A 21,954-nucleotide genomic window follows, 5' to 3' on the forward strand; every position below is an offset into this window, starting at 1 on the left:
TTACAGTCGCTTTACGAATACCCAGTAGGTATCACCGGTTAAAGCTTTCTTCATATGAACTTTAACTTTGGTCGGCTGCATTTCGTAATCAAAAACATATTCAAACATGGTGTTTAAATTACCGCTTTTAACGCCTTCGTCGAAGCGTCCTTTAAACTCAGGGCTGTTGGTGCATGGCGCCACTTCGTTAAAGAAGTTTTTGCCAACGACAGCGCCCGGATCACGACCTGTAATGTCGCCTTCGGCGGCGTTGTATTGAATAATTTTACCACTGGCGTCTAACTGAATAGCACCAAACGCAATATCGTTTAATTTGTCATCTGACATTTTAGCTAAGGTGTTTTCGATATCATCAGAACCGAATTGAACAATTTCCATTGTGTTACCTCTAAGTACGAAATGTATGGGTTAATAGTGGAGCCCGAGACATTTAGATCATGTTTTCTTAACACTTCTTAAAGTGAAATTAACAACAAGCAGGTCTATACTTGCCCTCAGGTAAATAATTAAGGATAAAAATAATGCCCAGAACGCCTAAATTTCACCGGGAAACAGCGCTTAACAATGCGCTGAAGCTTTTCTGGCGCAAGGGATACCACGCAACCTCTATGAAAGACATAGAGGAAGAAATGGATATGAGGCCCGGAAGTATTTATGCCGCATTTGGCAATAAAGAAGCCTTATTTAAAGAGACCCTTGAAGAATACTCCTCTCTTGCAGAAGATGAGTTTAAGCAAGCCTTAGCGCAAAAATCTTCGGTGCTGCAGGGAATAAGTTTGTACCTTCGTAATATTGCGGTAATGACAGAGACCTGCGCACCAACTCAGGCGTGTATGCTGGTAAAAACTTTGTTGGAATTTACGCCGGAGAACAAAGCGTTTAGCGAGCCTGTACAAAGTTATCTTGATAAATTTGAACAGCTTTTTACAGAAGCGTTTCAGCAGGCGCAGCAGCGTGGAGAAATCGGTAGTTCGCAGTCTCCTGAACGTCTGGGGCTTTTATTACAGACGAATATTATTGGTTTGCGCACCATGGCCAGGCGAGAAATTCCGCGGCAGCAGTTGGAAAGCTTAGCCGACGATATAATTGCGAGAATTATTCCCGCAAGTTAAACAGGCCACGGTAGCTATTAGGGTTAAATTGCCAGGTTATAAGCAAAATAAGAATGCCGACAATAATATGTAACTGCCAGCCTAAACTGTAATTACCGGAAACGTCTCTGAACCATCCGGTTAACAACGGCATCAGGCTGGCAAACATAAAGCCAATACCCTGCATAAAAGAAACCAGGCGCCCTGCCTGCACAGGGTTATCGATATGGTCCAGCGCCATAACAATACATAGCGGGAAGGCACCACCTAAGCCAAAGCCGCAAAGTGCCGACCATAGCCAGGGAGCTTCGGTCGGAAACCAGCTTAACCCCGCAAAGCCTGCCATTTGAATAAGTACCGCGGCTGTTAGCCACAACCGTCGGTCTTGTGTGCGCGATAGAGCCGGTAGCAGCAAAGCGCCGATAACCTGAACCAGAGAAAACAACGCCAGTAAATTCCCTGCTTTTTGTGCGGGCCAACTGAATTCACCATAAAATGGCGCTATCCACGCAATAAATCCGGCGTATCCTGCATTCACCAGGGCAAAATAAATACCCAGGAGCCAAGCCCTGGGGTAACGGTGAGCCCGCAATAACAGGTGCCGGGGAGGAATGCTGGCAACCGGTGTGCGGTTAAAAGGTAAGTACCAAATAATCAGCACTATCGCCGCTAAAAGAGACCAGCTGCCTAGTGCCTGAAAGCGCTCTGGTAATAAATTTGCAGCCCATGGCGTAGCGACAGCACCTAGCGCCGCGCCGCCCATGAGTGCCGCAGACCAAAGGCCAGTGACCATACCCAAACGATTCAAATACTGTTGTTTGGTCAGTTCCGGAATAACGATATGCAGTAACGCAATACCAACTCCGCCCACTAAAGCACTGGTAATCATACTGGTGCTGGTCGGCTCAAATAGTCGGGTGGTAAGGCCTGCGCACAGAATCAACAAGCCCAGCCCAATACCTTGCCGATAACCCAAAGCTGTTGTCACCCGCCCGGCAAATAAGGCCATTAAGCCAATCATTAGAATGGGCAGTGTCGTTAACAGCGATATCTCACTGAAAGACAGACCTGTGATGGTTTGTAGCTCATCGGTTAGTGGCCCTACGGATGTCAGCAAAGGACGCAGATTAAGCCCCAGTAATACCAGTACGAGCAAGCCGAACAGCAGGGGGAATTTAGACGGTTTTGCGACAGGCGCCGATTGAGTCTGCAAAGTAATACCACGAGTCCTTAAAAGCCATACTTTACTCAATTTTCATCGCGGTGTGAAACCGTGTTATTATTTCGCGCCAACAGTGATCGTCCGTTTCTTAAAAAGAGAACCCGTTATGACCGCGTCTCCGGTGTTAGGGAATTTGTTTATCATTGCGGCCCCCAGTGGCGCAGGGAAGTCGAGCCTCATTCGGGCTTTGTTGGAAAAGCATCCAGATCAGTCAATGCAGGTGTCTGTATCATCTACTACGCGTAATCCGCGTCCGGGAGAGGTTCAGGGCGTCCATTACCACTTCCTCAGTACTGAAGAATTTGAACAACGCATTGATGCCGGTGAGTTTTACGAATGGGCACGTGTATTTGGCAATTACTACGGTACCTCCCGCAAAGTTGTAGAGTCTCTGTTAGCTGAAGGCAAAGACGTGTTTCTGGATATTGACTGGCAGGGTGCTCAGCAAGTTCGTGAACACCATCCTGAAGTGCGTTCGGTTTTTATTGTTCCGCCCAGCCTGGAAATTCTGGAGGAACGTTTGCGTGTTCGCGGACAGGATTCCGACGAAGTTATTGCCGAGCGTATGGCAAAAGCTCAGGCAGAAATGTCGCATTATCATGAGTTTGACTACCTACTGGTAAATGATGACTTTAACAACAGCCTGGCATCGCTGGAGCATATTGTTTTAGCTCAGCGGCAAAAAATGCCGCATCAGCAAATAAGATATTCAAGCGTATTGAAGGAATTGCTTGGATAATAGGCCTTAATTCCGTATAATTCTTAGCCTTTCGAAAAATACGACTCACGCTTTATTGGGAGTAAACCATGGCTCGCGTAACTGTAGAAGATGCTGTAGACCGTGTTGGTAACCGTTTTGATTTAATTTTGTTAGCCTCACGCCGCGCGCGTCAGTTGGCCAATGGTAAAGAGCCATTAGTTGAAACAAAAAACGAAAAACCAACTGTTATTGCTTTGCGTGAAATAGAGCAAGGCCTTATCGACAATGAACGTCTTGATATTGAAGATCAGGCGGCTCAAAAGCAGCAAGACGCTGAAGAACTGCGTGCGGTAGATGCGCTGCGCGGTATCGAATAAAAGTTTCTGTTCGCCAACGGCATCAATGCCGTTGGCAATTCCGTCAAATCCCCTTATTCTGAAAGTATATTCATAGTCCGGTATTACCCGGGGAGTTAACTGGTGTACTTATTTGAAGGCTTAAAGGCTCAGGTTAGTGAGTATCTTCCGTCCGAGCAGGTGGAACGTATTCGTGATGCCTTTGTTGTAGCAAACGAAGCCCACAGTTCGCAAAAACGCAGTAGCGGTGAGCCTTACATTACGCACCCGGTTGCGGTTGCAAGCCTGCTTGCCGACATGAGACTGGATTGCGAAACCTTAATGGCGGCTTTACTTCATGACGTTATTGAAGATACTGAAACCAGCCGGGAAGACCTGGCCGAGCGTTTTGGGGCAACCGTTGCCAGTTTAGTGGAGGGCGTGTCTAAACTGGATAAGTTGCAGTTTAACTCCAAAGAAGAAGCTCAGGCCGAAAACTACCGCAAGATGATTATGGCGATGGTGCAGGATATTCGGGTTATTCTGATTAAACTGGCTGACCGCACCCATAACATGCGTACCATTCAGCACCTGCGCCCCGATAAACGCCGCCGTATTGCTCGTGAAACCTTAGAAATTTATGCTCCGTTGGCACACCGACTGGGTATGCACGATATTAAAAATGAGCTGGAGCAACTGGGCTTCTGGGCGCTGTACCCCTGGCGTGGAAAATTGCTTGAGTCAGAAGTCAAACGTGCCCGCGGTAACCGTCGCGAGTTTACCGAGCGAGTGCAAAGCGAAATCAGCTCGCGCCTGGACGGTAACAATATTCAGGCGCGGGTGTCTGGCCGTGAAAAACATCTGCACAGCATTTATCGAAAAATGCAGGCTAAAGAAGTGAAGTTTGAACAGGTCATGGACATTTACGCGTTCCGCGTCATCGTGGACAGTGTCGATACCTGTTACCGGGTTCTCGGGGCGCTACACAATTTGTATAAGCCCATTGAAACGCGGTTTAAAGATTACATTGCTATTCCAAAGTCGAATGGCTATCAATCGTTGCATACCTCTTTAAAAGGCCCACATGGCGTGCCGGTAGAAATTCAGATTCGTACCGAAGAGATGGATCTGATGGCTGACCGCGGAGTCGCCGCGCATTGGATGTACAAACAATCGGATGACTCCAGTACCACGGCTCAGGTGCGTGCGCGTAAGTGGATGCAAAGCTTGTTAGAGTTACAACAAAGTGCAGGCAACTCGTTTGAATTCATTGAAAGCGTAAAGTCTGACTTATTCCCCGATGAAATATACGTGTTCAGTCCCGATGGCCGAATTACCGAATTACCTCAGGGCGCTACCGCGGTAGATTTTGCCTACGCTGTGCACACCGACGTTGGTAACACCTGTATTGGTGCGAGAGTTAACCATCGTACTTATTCGTTGAGTAAACCGCTGGAAACCGGGCAAACGGTTGAGATAAAAACAGCACCTAACTCGCGGCCGAATATTGCCTGGTTAAACTTTGTGGTAACCGGTAAAGCCCGGGCTAAAATTCGCCAGTACCTGAAAAGTCAGGAAGCTGACGAAGCGCAACAGTTGGGTGAGCGCTTACTTCGCTCAGCACTCGGTCAGGTCAGTTACGATGAAATTCCAGAGTCGGAATTTAAGCGGGTATTGCAGGAAACAAAAATTGATAGCCGTGAGAATTTGCTGAAACAAATTGGCCTGGGCAATATGATGTCGGTGGCCATTGCGAAGCGGCTTTTAGGCGACTTACAGCCGATAAAAGATGACAACGCATCACAGAAAAGCCTCTCAATTAAAGGCGCAGAAGGTCTGCTGGTCAGTTTTGCCAAATGCTGTCGCCCCATTCCGGGCGACGATATCATTGCCCATGTGAGTCCGGGTAAAGGTTTGGTTATTCATCGTCGTGAGTGTAAAAACGTTCGTGGGCATGAAGATGACCCGGGGCGTTACTTCCCGGTTGAGTGGGATAACAAACCCGAAGCCGAGTTTATTTCTGAAATTCGCATTGAAATTGTCAATAATCAGGGCGTGCTGGCTAAGTTAACATCGGCTATTGCAACCACGGGCTGTAATATTGATGGTCTGCAGACCGAAGAAATTGATGCCAACATTTATTTCATTGATGTGGCTTTAACGATAAAAAACCGTAAGCATTTAGCGGATGTGATCCGTCATATTCGCAAGATGCCGGATGTTCAGCGCGTGACGCGCTTAAGGAAGTAATATGTCTAAAGTGATTATTTCAACGGATAAAGCGCCAGCAGCTATCGGCACTTATTCGCAGGCGGTAAAAATTGGTACGACAGTATACCTTTCCGGACAAATTCCTCTGGTTCCTGAAAGTATGGAGCTCGTTAGCGAAGACTTCACGGCCCAGGCCGAGCAGGTGTTTAAAAACCTGACGGCTGTTTGTGAGGCATCCGGCGGCGAACTGCAGGACATGATAAAGGTACAGATTTACCTGACCGATCTGGGGCAGTTTGCCATTGTAAATGAAGTCATGGCGAAGCATTTCAGAGAACCGTATCCGGCTCGCGCGGCTATCGGCGTAAAGCAGTTGCCGAAAGGCGCGCAAATCGAAATTGACGGCATTATGGAACTGCCCAGTACCTATTAATTAAGCTGTTTCTGGTGTCGGCTCTCTGTCTTCCAGAGGGCGGCGCCAGATGATAATGGCAATAGCCACGGCTGCCAGAATAAAGCAATACCCCGTATGCAGACTGACCGATAGTGGCGATATTTTAAAGCTGGCTCCCATCAACAGTGCCTGTGCCCCGTAAGGCAAAGCTCCCTGCACAACGCAGGCAAAAATATCCAATAAGCTGGCGCTTTGGCGCGGTGCTAAATTGCCCACTTTGGCCAGACGTTTACTAACTTCGCCGGCCAGTAAGATACTGACGGTGTTGTTGGCGACGCATAGATTTGTCAGAGCGGTCAGGCCGGCCACACCAATAGCTGATGCACGCTGCTTGTGTTTACTGACCTTATTGGCTGCGCTTTCGACAAAGCCTGCTAAGAAAGCGAGCCCCCCTTGCTGACGAATTAACGCGGACAAGCCGCCAATGAGCAGCGACAGCAGGAAGATTTCCTGCATACTGCCAAAACCTTCGTAGATATCCTGACTAAAAGCCACCCATTCGTAGTCGACAGTGAACATGCCAAAAGCGGCTGCTAAGACAATGCCAAGCCCGAGCACGGCAAAGACATTAAGCCCCATAACCGCTAAAACAATAATGACGAAATAAGGTAATGACAGCCATAGGTTGGCTTCCGGAATTTCTAAAGGTACCTGGCTAGTGTCGTATGTCACTAACCAAATTACGGTAAAGATAGCTGCGGGTATGGCAATTTTTAAGTTCGCGCGGAATTTGTCCCGCATGGTACAGCCCTGTGTACGAGTTGCGGCAATGGTGGTGTCTGAAATGATGGATAAGTTGTCGCCAAACATGGCGCCACTAACAAGTACCCCGGCCAGCAGCGGCAAGCTAATATCGGTTGCTTCACCAATGCCTAGAACCACTGGCGCCAGCGCTGCCAGTGTTCCCATAGAGGTGCCCATGGCGGTAGAGATAACCCCGGCAATAATAAACAACCCGGGCAGCAGGAAAGAAGCCGGAATAACATTTAGCCCCAGTGCCACCATAGCATCGACACCGCCGGTTGCTTCTGCCACCGTCGAAAACGCACCCGCCAGCAAGTAAATGAGGCACATGGTAATAATGTTATTGTCGCCGACACCGCCAACGAAGGTTTCAATGCGCTCTTCAAATGCCTGCTTACTCAGTAAAATACCAAGGACTATGGCCGGCAGAATCGCAACCGGACTGGGTAATTGGTAAAACGCGTATTCGACCCCTTCGCTTTGAAAGTACAACCCGGTTCCTAAGAACAGGATCAAGAATAATGCGAGAGGTAACAGCGCTTTAGCGCTAGCCGGTTGTGGCGAAGCATTGGTCATGTGTCAGCCTTCTTATTTTTATTTGGACGTCCAGAAGTTTATACAGCTAATTATCCTGATGCAACCTTATTCCAATTACGTGTAGACTGTCGGTAAAGTTGTTTTAGATCAGGATAAAGATAATGAGCCCCGATGAACTGCATTTGCAAATACGAAATTTGCGGCTGGAAGATTACGAACAGTTAAAAGAATTAATGGATGCTGTCTACACAGACATAGGTGGCTCCTGGAGCCAGTTCACCATAGAAAAGCTGATAAAGGATTTTTCTGAAGGTCAGTTTTGTCTGGAGGATAATGGGCGCATTGTTGGTGTCGCCTTAACGGTTAAGGTGGCCTACACCAAGTTTTCCAACCCTCACGCCTATGACGATTTAATTGGCCACAGAGAGGCCATTCTTAACAATAAAAAAGGTGACGCGCTTTATGGGCTGGATGTCTTAATTCACCCGGAGTATCGGGGTTATCGTCTGGGGCGTCGCTTGTACGATGCACGTAAAGAGCTGTGCCGACAGGCCAACCTGCGCGCTATTCTGGCCGGTGGTCGTATTGTGAATTATCACAAATATGCAAATGAACTAACGCCAAGTCAGTACCTGGACAAAGTGCAGCGGCGCGAAATTTATGACCCGATTCTGACCTTTCAGTTGGCGAATGACTTTAGCGTAAAACGCCTGTTGGGTAAGTATCTTCCGGAAGATAAAAAGTCACGCGGCTTTGCCACATTGCTGGAGTGGAATAACTTCCTGTACGAGCCTTCAGACAATATTCTGACAACTCGTATTCAGAACGTCCGTGTAGGAGCGGTGCAGTGGCAAATGCGCTCGGTGGAGTCGGTAGAAGAACTGCTGAAGCAGGTAGAGTACTTTGTTGATGCTCTGTCGGGTTATCAAAGTGACTTTGCCGTCTTCCCGGAGTTTTTCAATGCGCCGTTAATGGGGTTAACTGACCAGAGCCAGCAAATGGATGCGATTCGTTTTCTGGCTGGGTACACCGATCTGTTTAAGCGTGAAATGTCGCAAATGGCGGTGAGCTATAACGTCAATATTATTACCGGTTCGATGCCGTTGCAGGACGGAGATAGTATTTATAACGTCTCATATTTGTGCCGCCGCGATGGCTCGGTGGAAGAGCAGTACAAATTGCATATTACCCCGCACGAAAAGCGTGACTGGGTTATTGAAGGCGGCAACGAAGTCAAAGTCTTCGATACCGACGCCGGACGCATTGGCATTCTAATTTGCTATGACGTGGAGTTCCCTGAACTGGGTCGCATAATGGCGGACGAAGGATTAGAAATTCTGTTTGTACCGTTCTGGACAGATACCCGTAACGCCTACCTGCGTGTACGACATTGTGCACAAGCACGTGCTGTAGAGAACGAGTGTTATGTTGTGATTTGCGGTAGCGTGGGCAACTTGCCTGAAGTGGAAAGTCTGGATGTGCAATATGCGCAGTCGGCAGTATTCTCTCCTTCGGATTTCGCCTTCCCGCATGACGCCATCATGTCGGAGACCACGCCGAACACGGAAATGCTAATGTTCTCAGATTTAAATCTGGATGAGCTGCGTTATTTGCACCATGAAGGCTCGGTGACCAATAAAAAGGATCGTCGTACGGATATCTATGAAGTATCTCGTAAACGGATGAGCTAGGACATTTAGAACAGGGCTAAACGGCACCACTGGCTGGCATCGATATAAAGCTGGCCAATATCGGTGCCGTTCAGTTTTTGTTTTAGCGGGTGCTTATCCAGAGCTTCCCACTCGCCGCGCTCATAAAGCTCGGTCATTTGCAGCAGATACCCCCATACACCCTCGCGGGTTTTCAACGCTTTGGTAATGTCTTTAGAAAGCGGAAGCTGTTTAAGCACATCATCCATAGATACGCCCAATATAATGTCTAGTAAGGATAGCATGCCAGTCAAAAAAGCACTGGAACGGTGCTTTTCGTTAAGGATTTCAACCGTAACCAATTCCATAAAGCGTGCTCGGGTGACTGATTTAATGGTCAACTCTTCCGGCTGCCCTTCTGACACATTAGCTAAAACAACCAGAGTGATAAAACGGCGAATTTCGGTATTACCCAAATAAACCAGAGCATGCTGAATGTTTTCAATCTTCCTGCGACCGCCGTATAAAGCGCTGTTGACCAGTTTAAGCAAGCTGTAAGTGAGTGATAAGTCCTGCTCAATGGCTTGTCGTATGGTATCTAAGTCGAGTTCCTTTTTATGCGCTTCAGACAACAGTGTCAGCATACTAATGCGATTAGGCGCGAGAGATTTTTGCTGGACTATTTGCGGTTTTTCGAAGAAAAAACCCTGAAAATAATCAAAGCCTAGCTCTAAACAACGTTCGAACTCGTCTCGGGTTTCAACCCGCTCCGCGAGCAGTGGAACGCCCTTTTCTTTGAAGAAGCGAATTTTTTCGTCGAGCTCTAAACCTTGCTCCTGGATATCAACTTTTACCATGTTGATCATGGGAATGAGAGGCTCCCATTGCCCGGCAAAATCGTGATCATCCAATGCAATCCGATAACCTTTTGCACGAGTGGCGCTACATGCTTCTAACAAAGGGGCATCAACCCCCACGGTCTCCAACAGCTCTACCCATACGGTGCGGGCGTTTAGAAAGGAAGGGAAATCATTTAACAAAGTACGGGCATGAAAATTGATAAATGCCTGCTTCCCCATACAAAGTGTCTGAATGTCGCCCAGTAAATGCTGCTGCAAAAGCAGTTTGGAGGTGGCCTCGTTAGGATCAATATTCGGAAAGCTGTTTTCAGTACTGTTGCGGAACAGCAGTTCATAACCAAAAACTTTTTGGTCTCTGGTTAAAATAGGTTGCCGCGCAATGTAGGAGTACGACATTGTTATTCTTGTCTTCCTTGATGAAGCATAGGGTTAGTTCTGACCGAATCTCTCGGGTATACTGCTTATATCTAGTCCTATTTTCATAAAAAAGCAATGAGTCCTGAACGATATCAACGAATTAACCAAATGTTGGACAAGCGTCAGCCAGACCTGACCGTTGTCATGGAAAACGTGCATAAAAACCATAATTTGTCTGCGGTGGTTCGCTCTGCAGATGCGATAGGTGTGCATGAGATGCACGCGATATGGCTAACCAAAAAGGCGCGTTTATCGGGTGGTACCGCGCTTGGCAGTCAAAACTGGGTGAAAATCCATAATCATAAAACCGTTGGCGAAGCGCTGGAAGCAACTCAAGGCCAAGGTATGCAGGTTGTCGTAACGCACTTGTCCGAGCATTCTGTGGACTTTCGTGAAGTAGATTACACCAAACCGACCGCTATTTTGCTCGGCCAGGAAAAATACGGTGTAACCGATGAAGCTTTAGATATTGCTGACTATCACGTAATGATTCCTATGGTAGGCATGGTACAGTCACTGAATGTCTCTGTTGCTGGCGCGGTGATGCTGTATGAAGCGCAGCGACAAAGAGAGCAGGCAGGTTTGTACGATAAAGCACATATCAGCGCCGAAGAGCGGCACAGGGTGTTATTTGAAGGTGGTCATCCAATTTATGCCAAGGCTTGTAAACGTAAGAATATGCCTTATCCGGAGCTGGATGAAAATGGACAAATTGTCGCGGACGAAGCCTGGTGGCTGGCGATGCGCGCAAGATAAGGAGCAAAGGTGGCGGTAAAAGGACTGCAGCACATTCCACTGACGGCACTTAAAGGTGTGGGCGAAAAGGTTGCGGTTAAGCTGCGCAAGCTGGGCTTAGCCTCTGTCAGTGATGCACTGTTGCATCTGCCGCTGCGATACGAGGACCGTACTCAGATAACTGACGTTGCAAACTTACGTGCAGGTGTGGCTACCAATGTTCTGGTCACGGTGCGGCACGCCGATATCAAGTATGGTCGTAAGCGTATGTTGATTTGTCAGGCCAGCGACGAAACCGGCAGTATAAGTCTGCGCTTTTTTCAATTTAGCGCGGCTCAGTTAAAGCAATTTGCTCAAGGTACGCAGCTATTAGCCTTTGGCGAAGTGCGCCGCGGCATGGTCGGCTGGGAGATGATCCACCCGGAATACCGGGTGGTCAAAGCCGGTGAGCCATTGAATATGCAGGAAACCCTGACACCAGTCTACCCAATGACAGAAGGTGTGACTCAGGGAATTTTGCGTAAGATCATTGGGCAGGCACTGACCTATCTTCAGCCCGGTTCTTTACCTGAACTGTTGCCTGAAAATTTAAGGCCCCATCAACTTTCTCTGGAGCAGGCTATTTTAACCCTGCACAGGCCACCGGTAGATGTTCCTCTGACGCAGTTGGAACAAGGCCAGCATCCCGCGCAGCAGCGACTGGCATCAGAAGAACTTATTGTGCATCAGTTAAGTTTGCTGCAGTTACGTCAGGCTCGACAGGCTCAGGCGGGCTTTACTATAAAAGGCAACGGTTCGTTACAAGAGGCATTTTTAAAGCAGTTACCGTTTTCACCCACTGGCGCGCAGGCAAGAGTGGTGAAAGAAATTACCAGCGATATGGCGCAAGGTCAGCCAATGATGCGGCTGGTGCAGGGGGATGTCGGCTCAGGCAAAACTCTGGTTGCTGCGCTCAGTGCTCTGGCAGCCATTGAAGCCGGATACCAGGTGGCTTTAATGGCGCCGACCGAGCTTTTGTCTGAGCAGCACGCCATTACTTTCAGTCAGTGGTTGATGCCTTTAGGAATCAACGTGGGCTGGTTAAGTGGCAAATCCAAAGGTAAGTCCCGTCGGGAGTTACTGGCGCAGTTAAAGCAAGGGGATATCCATCTACTGGTTGGCACCCATGCGTTGTTTCAGGCGGATGTTGAATATCAGCGTCTGGCATTGGTTATTATTGACGAACAGCACCGTTTTGGTGTGCACCAGCGGTTACAATTACGGGAAAAAGGCGTTCAGGCGGGTGTGCATCCTCACCAGTTAATTATGACTGCAACACCTATCCCGCGAACTTTGGCTATGACAGCCTATGCTGACCTTGCCACCTCGGTCATTGATGAACTTCCACCGGGTCGCACACCGGTTACCACTGTCGCCATTCCGGACACCCGGCGCGAGCAAATAGTGGAGCGAGTGCGTGAGGTCTGTGCCACTGAAGGCCGTCAGGCGTATTGGGTCTGTACCCTTATTGAAGAGTCCGATGTACTTGAATGTCAGGCGGCAGAAGACACCGCCAACGACTTGCAGGAGCAGCTGCCGGGCTTGAGTATTGGCCTGGTGCATGGCCGGCTTAAACATGAGCAGAAAGAACAGGTCATGCAGGCGTTTAAAGCGGGTGATATTGACTTATTGGTCGCAACGACGGTCATAGAGGTTGGAGTAGATGTTCCTAATGCCTCGCTGATGATCATTGAAAACCCGGAGCGATTAGGTTTAGCACAGCTTCACCAATTACGTGGTCGGGTTGGCCGGGGCTCGGTAGCCAGTCATTGCGTACTGCTGTATCACAGCCCGTTGTCGCAAACCGCGCAACAGCGGCTGGGTGTTTTACGCGAAAGTAATGACGGTTTCGTGATTGCGCAGCGCGATCTCGAAATTCGTGGGCCGGGTGAATTGCTGGGTCATCGGCAGACTGGGTTAGCTGAATTAAAAGTGGCTGACTTAGAGCGCGATGAAGCGTTAATACCAGAAGCCCAAAATATTGCTCAGCACGTATTAGAACATTATCCGCAAAGCGCAGAAGCGCTAATTGAGCGTTGGTTACCACGTCGTGATCACTATGCTCAGGTGTGATCATCAAGTACACTAGTACAAAATCAGTTCGGGGTAGTTGAATGAACGATAAAAACGAAGAATCCATTGATTTTGGGTACCAAAAAGTCGCCCGTAATCAGAAAAAAAACCTGGTCGCTGATGTCTTTCAGTCGGTAGCGGCAAAATACGATGTTATGAACGACTTAATGTCGTTTGGTATTCATCGTTTATGGAAGCGTTATACCATTGACTGCAGTGGTGTTCGCCGTGGTATGAAGGTATTGGATATTGCCGGCGGAACCGGCGACTTAACGGCTCAGTTCTCACGTCGTGTTGGTGCTGAGGGCGAAGTTGTGCTGGCCGATATTAACGACGCTATGCTGAAAGTAGGTCGTGACAAGCTGCGTGACAGAGGCATTATTGGCAATGTTCGTTACGTACAGGCTGACGCGGAAGAACTGCCGTTTGATGACAATACCTTTGATGTTATTACCATTGCTTTTGGTCTGCGTAATGTCACCGACAAAGACAAAGCTCTGCGCTCTATGCTGCGGGTACTGAAACCTGGCGGTCGGGTATTAATTCTTGAATTTTCTAAGCCGGTATCGGCTACCTTGAACCAGGTGTATGACTTTTATTCGTTCAACATTTTGCCAAAAATGGGGCAGGTTGTTGCTAACGATTCTGACAGTTACCAGTATTTAGCGGAATCTATCCGTATGCACCCGGATCAGGAAACACTGAAGTCAATGATGGAAGCTGCCGGTTACGAAAAAGTCGACTACCAGAACATGACGGGTGGCGTGGTCGCCCTGCACCGAGGGTATAAGTTCTGATGACTTTATTACCGCTCATTCCAATTTTGTTGGTCGAGAAGTTAGCAAACAATGTGCTGCACCGTGACCCGGAATCGGCGGAACGTTTGCGGCGGCTGGACGGTAAGCGCCTGCGTTTTCATCTGAAGGAACTGCCCTTTGAAGTCACTGTGAGTGTTGATGCCCATGGTGTTCAGCTCAGTACCTCGGATGACAGCGAAGTAGACTGCCGTATTGCAACAGAAATGGGTGTATTGCCGGAGTTGCAGGATACCGCTAACCTCACGCGGCTGATAAAAGCGGACTTACTGGATATTGATGGTGACCCCATGCTGGCGCAACAAGTGGTTAGCTTGTTTAAGTCGCTGAACGTTGACTGGGAAGCTGAGCTCGCGAAAACCGTTGGTGACGCGCCTGCCTACTGGCTGGGAAAGCTGTGGCGACGTAGCCGTGAGCAGGTAAAAACACATTGGCAACAGCAGCAGCGCTGGGTGCATGGTGTGTTGACCGAAGAGAAGAAATTATTACCGGTAAGAGCTGAATTTGACCAGTTTAAAACCGATTTACAACAGCTGCGGGCTCAAATCGAGCGCCTTGAACGCCAGTGTCGTGAGAAGAAGGGTTAATGATGCGGACGCGCCGCTTTTACAAAATCACCAAAACACTACTGAGTTACGGGTTAGATGATCTTATCCCTGCGGGTTGGTTGCCCTGGACTATCCGTTTAGGCCGCCATGCTTTTTTCTGGTTGCCTAATAAGCATAAAGACAAGCCTGCCGGTGTGCGTTTAAGACTGGCACTGGAAGAGCTGGGCCCGGTGTGGGTCAAGTTCGGGCAAATGCTCTCAACCCGCCGCGACTTATTACCGCCTGATATTGCAATTGAACTGGCACGCCTGCAGGACAAAGTGCCTCCTTTCGACGGTCATGCCGCACAGCGTATTATCGAAAAGTCCTTAGGCTTGCAGAGCATCAATGACTGTTTTGCGGATTTTGACACAACGCCTTTAGCTTCAGCGTCAATTGCTCAGGTACACACCGGAAAGCTGAAAACCAGAGACGGTGAGCTAACGGATATTGTTATAAAAGTTATTCGTCCGGATATCCGTGAGACCATTAATGCGGATTTAGAATTGATGGAAACCCTGGCCTCGGTAGCTGCGCACCATTTACCCGACGGGCGGCGCTTAAAGCCTAAAGAAGTGGTTAAAGAGTATCGCAAAACCCTGCTGGATGAGCTGGACTTAATGCGCGAAGCCGGTAACGCGATACAGCTGAAGCGCAACTTCGAAAACTCCGACATGCTTTATATTCCGGTGGTTTACAGTGACTACAGTCGCAGTAACGTGATGGTAATGGAGCGCATTGATGGCATTCCGGTGAGCGACATTGGCGCTCTGAAAGCCCGCGGCGTAGATATGAAAAAACTGGCTGAGCGGGGCGTTGAAGTCTTTTTTACTCAGGTGTTCCGCGACAGCTTTTTTCATGCCGATATGCACCCAGGCAACATTTTTGTGGCGAAAGATGACCCATTGAACCCGCGCTACATTGGCATTGATTTTGGTATTGTCGGAACTCTGAATCGCGACGATAAACGCTACTTAGCTGAAAATTTTTTGGCGTTTTTTAATCGCGATTACCGCAAAGTGGCAGAGCTGCACGTTGATTCAGGCTGGGTACCCAAACACACCAATATTGAAGAATTTGAGTCAGCCATAAGAACGGTTTGTGAGCCAATTTTTGAGAAGCCGTTGGCGGAAATTTCATTCGGTCATGTATTGATTAACTTATTTAATACGGCGCGACGCTTTGAAATGGAAGTACAGCCGCAGCTGGTATTACTTCAGAAAACCCTGTTGTACATTGAAGGTTTGGGGCGTCAGTTGTACCCGGAGCTGGACTTATGGAAAACCGCCAAACCCTTTCTTGAGCGTTGGATGAAGGAACAGCTTGGTTGGCGCGCAATTGTACGGTCGGTAAAAGAGAATGCGCCGTACTGGGCGGAAAAACTGCCGGAAATGCCAATGATGCTGTATGAAAACCTTCGCCAACAACATAATATTGATGAGCGTGAGCGGGAGTTACGCAAGCAGCAGTTGCTAACTCAAAGACAAGCATCGACCTCGCTTTTCTGGACGGTGTTAACCGGCAGCGGCTTAATTTGCACGACATTGCTCTGGAACCAGACTGAGCTTTCAGAAGTGACAATTGGCGCGGGTATTGTCACGGCAGTGCTTGGCCTTATGGCCTGGCGGACTCGTCCGAAAGCAACGAATAGTGAATTTGTTTAACTTAAACGGTAGGAAATAACATGGGTGTATCACCTTGGCAGTTACTCATCTTGTTGGTCATTGTTGTATTGCTATTTGGCACCAAGCGTCTGCGTAGCCTGGGTTCAGACTTAGGTAATGCGGTAAAAGGCTTTAAAAAGTCTATGGGCGACGAAGATGACAGCAAAGATAAAGACGACTCTTTGCAGCACAAAGAAGAACATGACGATAAGTCCGATTCGGATAAATCCGGGAAATCTTAAATGTTCGATATTGGTTTCTGGGAGTTATTGCTGATTGCGATAGTCGGCTTGCTGGTGCTTGGTCCCGAGCGCCTGCCGTCAGCTATTCGTGGCTTTCAGAGAACCATATCGGGTATCAAGCAGTACTCTCAGAAAGTACAGAATGAGCTTGACCACGAACTGCGTATAAAAGAGCTGCACGAACACTTAAAGCAAGCCGAGAGTCAGGACCTTGAAAATTTAAGTCCGGAACTGCAACGCTCGCTAGTCGAATTAAGAAGTGCAGCAGAAGAAGTTCAGCGACCATACTCTAAGCAGGATTCTGAACCGAAAGAAAAACCCGGAACTGACGTGGGTAAAGGTAATGAGTGATTCCCCTTTATTAGACCACTTGCTGGAACTCAGAAACCGCCTATTACGCTCGGTGCTGGTTATTCTGGTTGTGTTCGCTGCGCTCGCTTACTTTGCCAATGACATATACCATTTTGTCGCACAGCCGCTGCTGATGAACATGCCGGTTGGCTCGCAAATGATAGCCACAGACGTTGCCGCACCTTTTTTCACACCTTTTAAGTTAACTCTGGTTGTGGCGTTGGCTCTTACCGTTCCCTATTTACTGTGGCAAATATGGGGCTTTATAGCACCTGGCTTGTACGGTCGTGAAAAGCGCCTGGTAATTCCGCTTTTGGCTACCAGCACGTTGCTGTTTTATGCCGGTATCGCCTTTGCCTATTTTGTGGTTTTGCCTCTTGCTATGGCATTTTTCAGCAGCGCAGCACCGGAGGGGGTGACTGTTGCCACCGACATCTCCCGTTATTTGGACTTTATTCTGGCGATTTTCGTTGCCTTTGGTATTGCCTTTGAAACGCCGGTTGCCATTATGCTGTTGATTTGGACCGGCACCTGCACCCGCGAATCATTAGCAAAAAAACGGCCTTACATTATTGTTGGTGCGTTCGCTATTGGTATGTTGCTAACCCCTCCCGATGTTATTTCCCAAACTTTACTGGCAATACCTATGTGGTTGTTGTTTGAGTTAGGTTTACAAGTTAGCCGTTGGTATACACCCACTCAGCAGGAAGACGACGATGTGGTTTGATGCCGGAGTGAATTTAACCAACAAAAGGTTGTTGAGCGATCTGGACGGGGTTATGGCTCGTGCAGAGCAGGACAACGTGAAAAAGCAGCTGATTATATCGACCTCTATTGAAGAGGCTGAGCAAGCCGTTAAATTGTGTCAGCAGTTTCCTGAGAAGTTGCTGATGACCGTGGGTATTCACCCACACGACGCCGGCGAGGCGCCAGCAAATTACAAAGAGCAGTTACGGGAATTGGCCGGGTTGCCTTATGTTGTGGCTATTGGCGAATGTGGTCTGGATTTCAACCGGAATTTCTCTCCCCGCGAGGCACAGGAAGAGGTGTTCGTTGCTCAAATTGAGCTGGCTAATGAGCTAAACCTTCCACTGTATTTGCATGAACGCGATGCAATCGATCGTCAAATAGAGCTGTTAAACCAGTATTGTGACGACTCAACGCCCTGCTTAACGCATTGCTTTACCGGTGGTGCTGAAGCGCTGAACCGTTATGCTGAGCGAGGCCATTGGTTTGGCATTACTGGTTGGGTGTGTGATGAGCGACGTAACCAGGAACTGGTGTCAGCTTTGCCGTACCTGCCTCTGAACAGGCTGGTACTTGAAACGGATGCACCGTTTTTATTACCGCGGGGGCTGAAGCCGCGGCCTAAAATGAATGAGCCTGCGCTTTTACCGGTAATTGGAGAAGCTCTGGCCAACTATCTTGACGTGTCGGTACAGCATTTAGCCGAGCTGACCTATGCGAATACGGAACGGTTTTTCGGGCTGGGAGAGAACAGTGACTAAAGCTTCCGGGGTAAGTGCATTGCAGTGGCTATTCTTGGCTTTAGTGGCTTTGCTTTTTTCTGCATCCACTGCTGCGGCGCAAATACTTCCTGAGAGCCAGCCAGAACTGTCAATTGAATACACTAACAGTCAGCAAAAGCTGGACTTAGAAACCGCAAAAAGCTTACCTTCAACTGACTGGAGTAAGCTGGATACAGACCGGGCTTCCTTTGGTTACACCACGGATGAATACTGGTTTCGCTTTAAACTCGAGGCTAAGCCTTACGACCGTATTTTGCATATTGCCTACCCTTTGCTCGATGAGTTGACTATTTATATCGTGAGGCCAGAAGGGGTAAGAACTTATCGGCTGGGTGACACTTTGCCTTTCAACGAGCGGCCAATACCAACGTCAGAATTTGCGGTTCCTTTGCCCAATGACATCGGCGGTGAAATCTATATCAAGACCAATACGCAAAGTTCAATGCGTTTGCCTATCGCCGTGCGTACCGAAGTTGGTTTTTTCGAAACGCAAATGAACCGTCGTATTGCCGAAGGAGTTTATTTTGGCGTACTGCTTTGTATGGCGGTTTATAATCTTTTTGGTTTTATTGCGTCGCGCGAGCCTGAATTTGGTGTCTATTCGCTTTACACCCTATTTTTTGCCGGACTGATGCTGTCTTTAGAAGGGCTTGGCTTTCATTATTTATGGCCTGACTCTTTGTATTTGCAGGATAAGGGGATACCTATATTCGGCAGCTTGGTTTTTCTGACGGCCGCCCTGTTTGCTTACCAGTTACTTGAGTTAAAGCGTTACCGATACACCTGGGGGCGGGGGTTAATGGTCATGGCCTTCCTATCAGCTGCCAGTCTGTTAATTGCTATCTTTGCCAGTTACCGGGTCAGTATTCATGTTCTACTGAGCCTGGCCATTCCTGGCTGCCTGTTTCTGTTGCTTGTCGGCATTTATCTATGGCGTAAGGGGTTTGTTTATGCCCGTATATTTACCCTCGCCTGGTGTTGTTTACTAATTTCTGTGGTTGCTAACTCGCTGGGCTATCTGGGGGTTATCGACAGTATGTTTATTCAACGACACGCGATTATGCTGGGTTCGGGTATTGAAATTCTGCTGTTGTCCTGGGTTCTGGCTGTACGCTACAGCGAGCAGCGTAAAGAGCGGTTGCAGGCTGAGAAACGCTACAACCGTGAGCTGGAAGAAAGCGTTGATGAACGTACGTTTGAGTTACAAGTCGCTCTGCGTGAACTTCAGGACGTTAATACAGAGTTAGAACAGAAAAATACCGAAGATCCGTTGACTGGTTTGTACAACCGCCGTTATTTCCAAAAGCATCTGGAACGTGAATTGCGGCGTACATTACGTCGCGAGTTACCGCTTGCATTACTGATGATCGACGTTGACCATTTTAAACCAGTGAACGATACCTATGGTCATCTTGCCGGAGACCAGATCCTGCAACAGTTAGCAAAATTAATGCAGCAACATGCTAAACGGGCCGCGGATATTGTTTGCCGTTATGGTGGTGAAGAGTTTGCCATTATCTTGCCGGAGACCGACCTTCAGGAAGCTGAAACTTTTGCCAGTCAGTTACTGGAAAAGGTTCGTAATACCGAATTTAAAACCGATGCCGGTTTGCTTAAGATCACGCTGAGTATTGGAGTGATCTCCACCAGCGCACGTATTTTTGATAATGTAGATGAGCTTTTTAAAGCCGCAGACGACGCGCTATATGCGGCTAAAAATGAAGGCCGTGACAGATTAGCGGTGCAGTAACCAATCAGGAGTCAAGAATGACAAATCAGGGTACTTTTCCGGGCAGACGACTAAGACGTTTACGCCGCCACGATTTTAGCCGACGGCTGGTGGCAGAAAACCAGTTAAGTGTGGACGATTTAATTTACCCTATGTTTGTTCTCGAAGGTGAGAACCAGCGTGAGCAAGTTGAGTCCATGCCGGGCGTTGACCGCGTGAGCATTGACCTGTTGCTGCAAGAGTGCGCTCAGTTGGTTGACTTGGGTATTCCTATGGTCGCTTTATTCCCGGTGACTCCTGCTTCGGCTAAGTCGGAGATGGCTGAGGCGGCTTATGATGATAACGGTCTGGCTCAGCGTGCAGTCAAAGCCATAAAAGCTGAGTTTCCGGAGCTAGGAGTAATGACCGATGTAGCTTTGGATCCTTTTACAACTCACGGTCAGGACGGCATTCTTGATAACAGCGGGTATGTAGTCAATGACGTTACTACTGAGATTCTGGTGAAGCAGGCTGTTTCTCACGCGCGGGCCGGGGTAGATGTTGTGGCTCCGTCGGACATGATGGACGGGCGCATTGGAGCTATTCGTTCAGCACTGGAAGCCGAAGGCTTTATCAACACGCAAATTATGGCGTATTCGGCTAAATATGCCAGCGCGTTTTACGGCCCATTCCGCGATGCGGTCGGCTCTGCAGGCAACCTGAAGGGAGCTGACAAAAAGACTTATCAGATGGATCCGGCTAATTCGGACGAAGCCCTGCAGGAAATTGCACTGGATATTCAGGAAGGCGCTGACATGGTAATGGTGAAGCCGGGCATGCCTTATTTAGACATTGTACGCCGTGCAAAAGACACCTTTGGCGTGCCGACTTTTGCGTACCAGGTTAGTGGTGAGTATGCCATGCTCCAGGCCGCCATTAAAAATGGCTGGCTGGGTCAGGACGTTATTGAAGAAAGTTTGTTAGGGTTCAAGCGGGCAGGTGCTGACGGAATTCTTACCTACTTTGCAAAATCGGTAGCTGAACGTCTGGCGACGAAGAAAGGCTAAGCCGTTATTTCATTGGCAAGTTGCGCGAGTAGCCCCTCGCGTAACGCGCCTGTAGTCACCTCAAAATCGTCGACACTAAGTGCTTTCAGCACAGCCAAAAGTATGGTGATTCCGCCCATTAGAACAGCGCGGCGGTCATCACGTAATCCGGCAAAATTCAGACGCTCAACTTGTCCCTGCCGGATACAACGCTGAATCAGTTCACTTAACCAGCTTTGCGTAAGCCTGGGCTGTTTCTCTGCCGCCGCTATTTCGGTAAGTGCACGAAAAGTACCTGATGCGCCAAGAACCCGCAGCCACCCATGCTGCTGATAATCAGCGATGTAGGGTCTAATAAGTTTGGTAGCGGCCTGAGTGGCTTGCTCCACGTTATCCGGGGTAATTTCTCCACCTTTAAAGAAACGGTTTTGAAACACCACACAGCCCATATCCAGACTATTAAGCACATTGGCCTGTGTTCCATCACCGGCTATGACCTCGGTGCTGGCACCGCCAATATCAATAACCAGAACTTTATCCCGGCATTGCGACGCACTACAAACTCCCGCATAGATGAATTCAGCTTCACGCTCTCCGGTAATAACTTCAATGGGGAAGCCTAATGTCGACTCAAAGCGTGTAAGAAGTTCTTTTTGATTACTGGCTTTGCGCAGTGCCGCAGTTGCTACCGCTTTTACTGCAAAGGGCTGGAATCGTTCAAGCTCTTCGGCAAACAGAGTAAGGCAATCTACGCCACGGGAAATGGCAGCGTCATCTATGCTGTCATTGTCATTCAGGCCGTCGGCTAAACGAACTTTCTGCTTATGCTGGGAAAGAATCCGGGGCTTAGGAAAGAACCCCGTCATTGAAACTTCTGCCATCAACAGGTGAAAACTGTTGGATCCCATGTCGATGGCAGCAAGTTTGCGCTTTTTGGCTGGCATA

General features: G+C 48.5%; 22 protein-coding genes. 17 read left to right on the top strand and 5 right to left on the bottom strand.

The annotated features are described in order from the left end of the window. Positions 1–378: a photoactive yellow protein gene (gene pyp, locus ACN0RF_RS10570; RefSeq protein WP_417438977.1), complete on the bottom strand. Its 378-nt coding sequence runs from the start codon at positions 376–378 to the stop codon at positions 1–3. Positions 379–521: 143 nt separating this feature from the next. On the opposite strand from pyp, the gene ACN0RF_RS10575 reads away from it, so the two are divergent. After that, positions 522–1,112: a TetR/AcrR family transcriptional regulator gene (locus ACN0RF_RS10575; protein WP_417438978.1), complete on the top strand. Its 591-nt coding sequence runs from the start codon at positions 522–524 to the stop codon at positions 1,110–1,112. Here ACN0RF_RS10575 and ACN0RF_RS10580 read toward each other — a convergent pair. After that, a complete protein-coding gene (locus tag ACN0RF_RS10580) occupies positions 1,096–2,304 on the bottom strand; it encodes a CynX/NimT family MFS transporter (protein ID WP_417438979.1) in 1,209 nt (402 codons plus the stop codon). The genes ACN0RF_RS10575 and ACN0RF_RS10580 overlap by 17 nt on opposite strands. A gap of 115 nt (positions 2,305–2,419) precedes the next feature. Here ACN0RF_RS10580 and gmk point away from each other — a divergent pair, with 115 nt between their 5' ends. The 4 genes from gmk (at position 2,420) to ACN0RF_RS10600 (ending at position 5,992) form a co-directional block, all read left to right on the top strand. Further along, complete coding sequence (gene gmk / locus ACN0RF_RS10585; protein ID WP_417438980.1) at positions 2,420–3,052, top strand: guanylate kinase; 633 nt, start codon at positions 2,420–2,422, stop codon at positions 3,050–3,052. A gap of 68 nt (positions 3,053–3,120) precedes the next feature. Further along, positions 3,121–3,390, top strand: coding sequence for a DNA-directed RNA polymerase subunit omega (gene rpoZ, locus ACN0RF_RS10590; protein WP_011235607.1), 270 nt, complete (start codon positions 3,121–3,123; stop codon positions 3,388–3,390). Positions 3,391–3,492: 102 nt separating this feature from the next. Beyond that, positions 3,493–5,598 (top strand): bifunctional GTP diphosphokinase/guanosine-3',5'-bis pyrophosphate 3'-pyrophosphohydrolase, encoded by a 2,106-nt coding sequence (gene spoT / locus ACN0RF_RS10595; RefSeq protein ID WP_034822695.1) that lies wholly within the window; start codon positions 3,493–3,495, stop codon positions 5,596–5,598. A 1-nt stretch (position 5,599) separates the two neighbouring features. Next, the gene (locus ACN0RF_RS10600; protein WP_011235605.1) at positions 5,600–5,992 is read left to right on the top strand and encodes a RidA family protein; all 393 of its coding nucleotides are present in this window, start codon (positions 5,600–5,602) and stop codon (positions 5,990–5,992) included. Here the strand turns inward: ACN0RF_RS10600 and ACN0RF_RS10605 are convergent, their stop codons facing one another. Continuing rightward, positions 5,993–7,333, bottom strand: a complete 1,341-nt coding sequence (locus ACN0RF_RS10605) for a Na+/H+ antiporter NhaC family protein (RefSeq protein ID WP_417438981.1) — start codon at positions 7,331–7,333, stop codon at positions 5,993–5,995. Positions 7,334–7,455: 122 nt separating this feature from the next. Here ACN0RF_RS10605 and ACN0RF_RS10610 point away from each other — a divergent pair, with 122 nt between their 5' ends. Then, positions 7,456–8,985 carry a GNAT family N-acetyltransferase gene (locus tag ACN0RF_RS10610; protein ID WP_417438982.1) on the top strand — a complete coding sequence of 510 codons (1,530 nt, stop codon included), beginning with the start codon at positions 7,456–7,458 and terminating at the stop codon, positions 8,983–8,985. Between the two features lie 5 nt (positions 8,986–8,990). Here the strand turns inward: ACN0RF_RS10610 and ACN0RF_RS10615 are convergent, their stop codons facing one another. Continuing rightward, the gene (locus ACN0RF_RS10615; protein WP_417438983.1) at positions 8,991–10,199 is read right to left on the bottom strand and encodes an EAL and HDOD domain-containing protein; all 1,209 of its coding nucleotides are present in this window, start codon (positions 10,197–10,199) and stop codon (positions 8,991–8,993) included. Positions 10,200–10,295: 96 nt separating this feature from the next. Between ACN0RF_RS10615 and trmH the strand changes: the two genes are divergently transcribed. Genes trmH through hemB form a run of 11 tightly spaced genes read left to right on the top strand, consistent with a single transcriptional unit; the run spans position 10,296 to position 21,030 of the window. Beyond that, the gene (gene trmH / locus ACN0RF_RS10620; RefSeq protein ID WP_417438984.1) at positions 10,296–10,976 is read left to right on the top strand and encodes a tRNA (guanosine(18)-2'-O)-methyltransferase TrmH; all 681 of its coding nucleotides are present in this window, start codon (positions 10,296–10,298) and stop codon (positions 10,974–10,976) included. Positions 10,977–10,985: 9 nt separating this feature from the next. After that, on the top strand, positions 10,986–13,067 hold the full coding sequence (gene recG / locus ACN0RF_RS10625; RefSeq protein ID WP_417438985.1) for an ATP-dependent DNA helicase RecG: 2,082 nt from the start codon (positions 10,986–10,988) through the stop codon (positions 13,065–13,067). Between the two features lie 41 nt (positions 13,068–13,108). After that, positions 13,109–13,864, top strand: a complete 756-nt coding sequence (gene ubiE, locus ACN0RF_RS10630; RefSeq protein ID WP_011235599.1) for a bifunctional demethylmenaquinone methyltransferase/2-methoxy-6-polyprenyl-1,4-benzoquinol methylase UbiE — start codon at positions 13,109–13,111, stop codon at positions 13,862–13,864. Beyond that, a complete protein-coding gene (locus tag ACN0RF_RS10635) occupies positions 13,864–14,469 on the top strand; it encodes a ubiquinone biosynthesis accessory factor UbiJ (RefSeq protein ID WP_011235598.1) in 606 nt (201 codons plus the stop codon). Before ubiE ends, ACN0RF_RS10635 begins: the two co-directional genes overlap by 1 nt. 2 nt (positions 14,470–14,471) lie before the next feature. Then, entirely contained in the window at positions 14,472–16,133 is a 1,662-nt protein-coding gene (gene ubiB, locus ACN0RF_RS10640) for a ubiquinone biosynthesis regulatory protein kinase UbiB (RefSeq protein WP_194928054.1), read from the top strand. Positions 16,134–16,153: 20 nt separating this feature from the next. Next, positions 16,154–16,375, top strand: coding sequence for a twin-arginine translocase TatA/TatE family subunit (gene tatA / locus ACN0RF_RS10645; protein WP_153850113.1), 222 nt, complete (start codon positions 16,154–16,156; stop codon positions 16,373–16,375). Then, positions 16,376–16,726 carry a Sec-independent protein translocase protein TatB gene (gene tatB, locus ACN0RF_RS10650; RefSeq protein WP_153850112.1) on the top strand — a complete coding sequence of 117 codons (351 nt, stop codon included), beginning with the start codon at positions 16,376–16,378 and terminating at the stop codon, positions 16,724–16,726. It abuts the gene before it with no gap. Continuing rightward, entirely contained in the window at positions 16,719–17,453 is a 735-nt protein-coding gene (tatC, locus tag ACN0RF_RS10655; protein WP_153850111.1) for a twin-arginine translocase subunit TatC, read from the top strand. The genes tatB and tatC overlap by 8 nt, the downstream gene beginning before the upstream one ends. Then, positions 17,443–18,234, top strand: coding sequence for a TatD family hydrolase (locus tag ACN0RF_RS10660; protein ID WP_417438986.1), 792 nt, complete (start codon positions 17,443–17,445; stop codon positions 18,232–18,234). Before tatC ends, ACN0RF_RS10660 begins: the two co-directional genes overlap by 11 nt. Beyond that, entirely contained in the window at positions 18,227–20,005 is a 1,779-nt protein-coding gene (locus tag ACN0RF_RS10665; protein ID WP_417438987.1) for a diguanylate cyclase, read from the top strand. Before ACN0RF_RS10660 ends, ACN0RF_RS10665 begins: the two co-directional genes overlap by 8 nt. 17 nt (positions 20,006–20,022) lie before the next feature. Next, the gene (hemB, locus tag ACN0RF_RS10670; protein ID WP_273025390.1) at positions 20,023–21,030 is read left to right on the top strand and encodes a porphobilinogen synthase; all 1,008 of its coding nucleotides are present in this window, start codon (positions 20,023–20,025) and stop codon (positions 21,028–21,030) included. On the opposite strand, the gene ACN0RF_RS10675 is transcribed toward hemB, so the two are convergent. Next, positions 21,027–21,953: a Ppx/GppA family phosphatase gene (locus ACN0RF_RS10675; protein WP_273025389.1), complete on the bottom strand. Its 927-nt coding sequence runs from the start codon at positions 21,951–21,953 to the stop codon at positions 21,027–21,029. The two genes, hemB and ACN0RF_RS10675, sit on opposite strands and share 4 nt — an antisense overlap. Position 21,954: the final 1 nt, after the last annotated feature.

The sequence above is a fragment of the Idiomarina sp. genome, from assembly GCF_048260185.1.
In the GTDB taxonomy this organism is placed as follows: domain Bacteria; phylum Pseudomonadota; class Gammaproteobacteria; order Enterobacterales; family Alteromonadaceae; genus Idiomarina.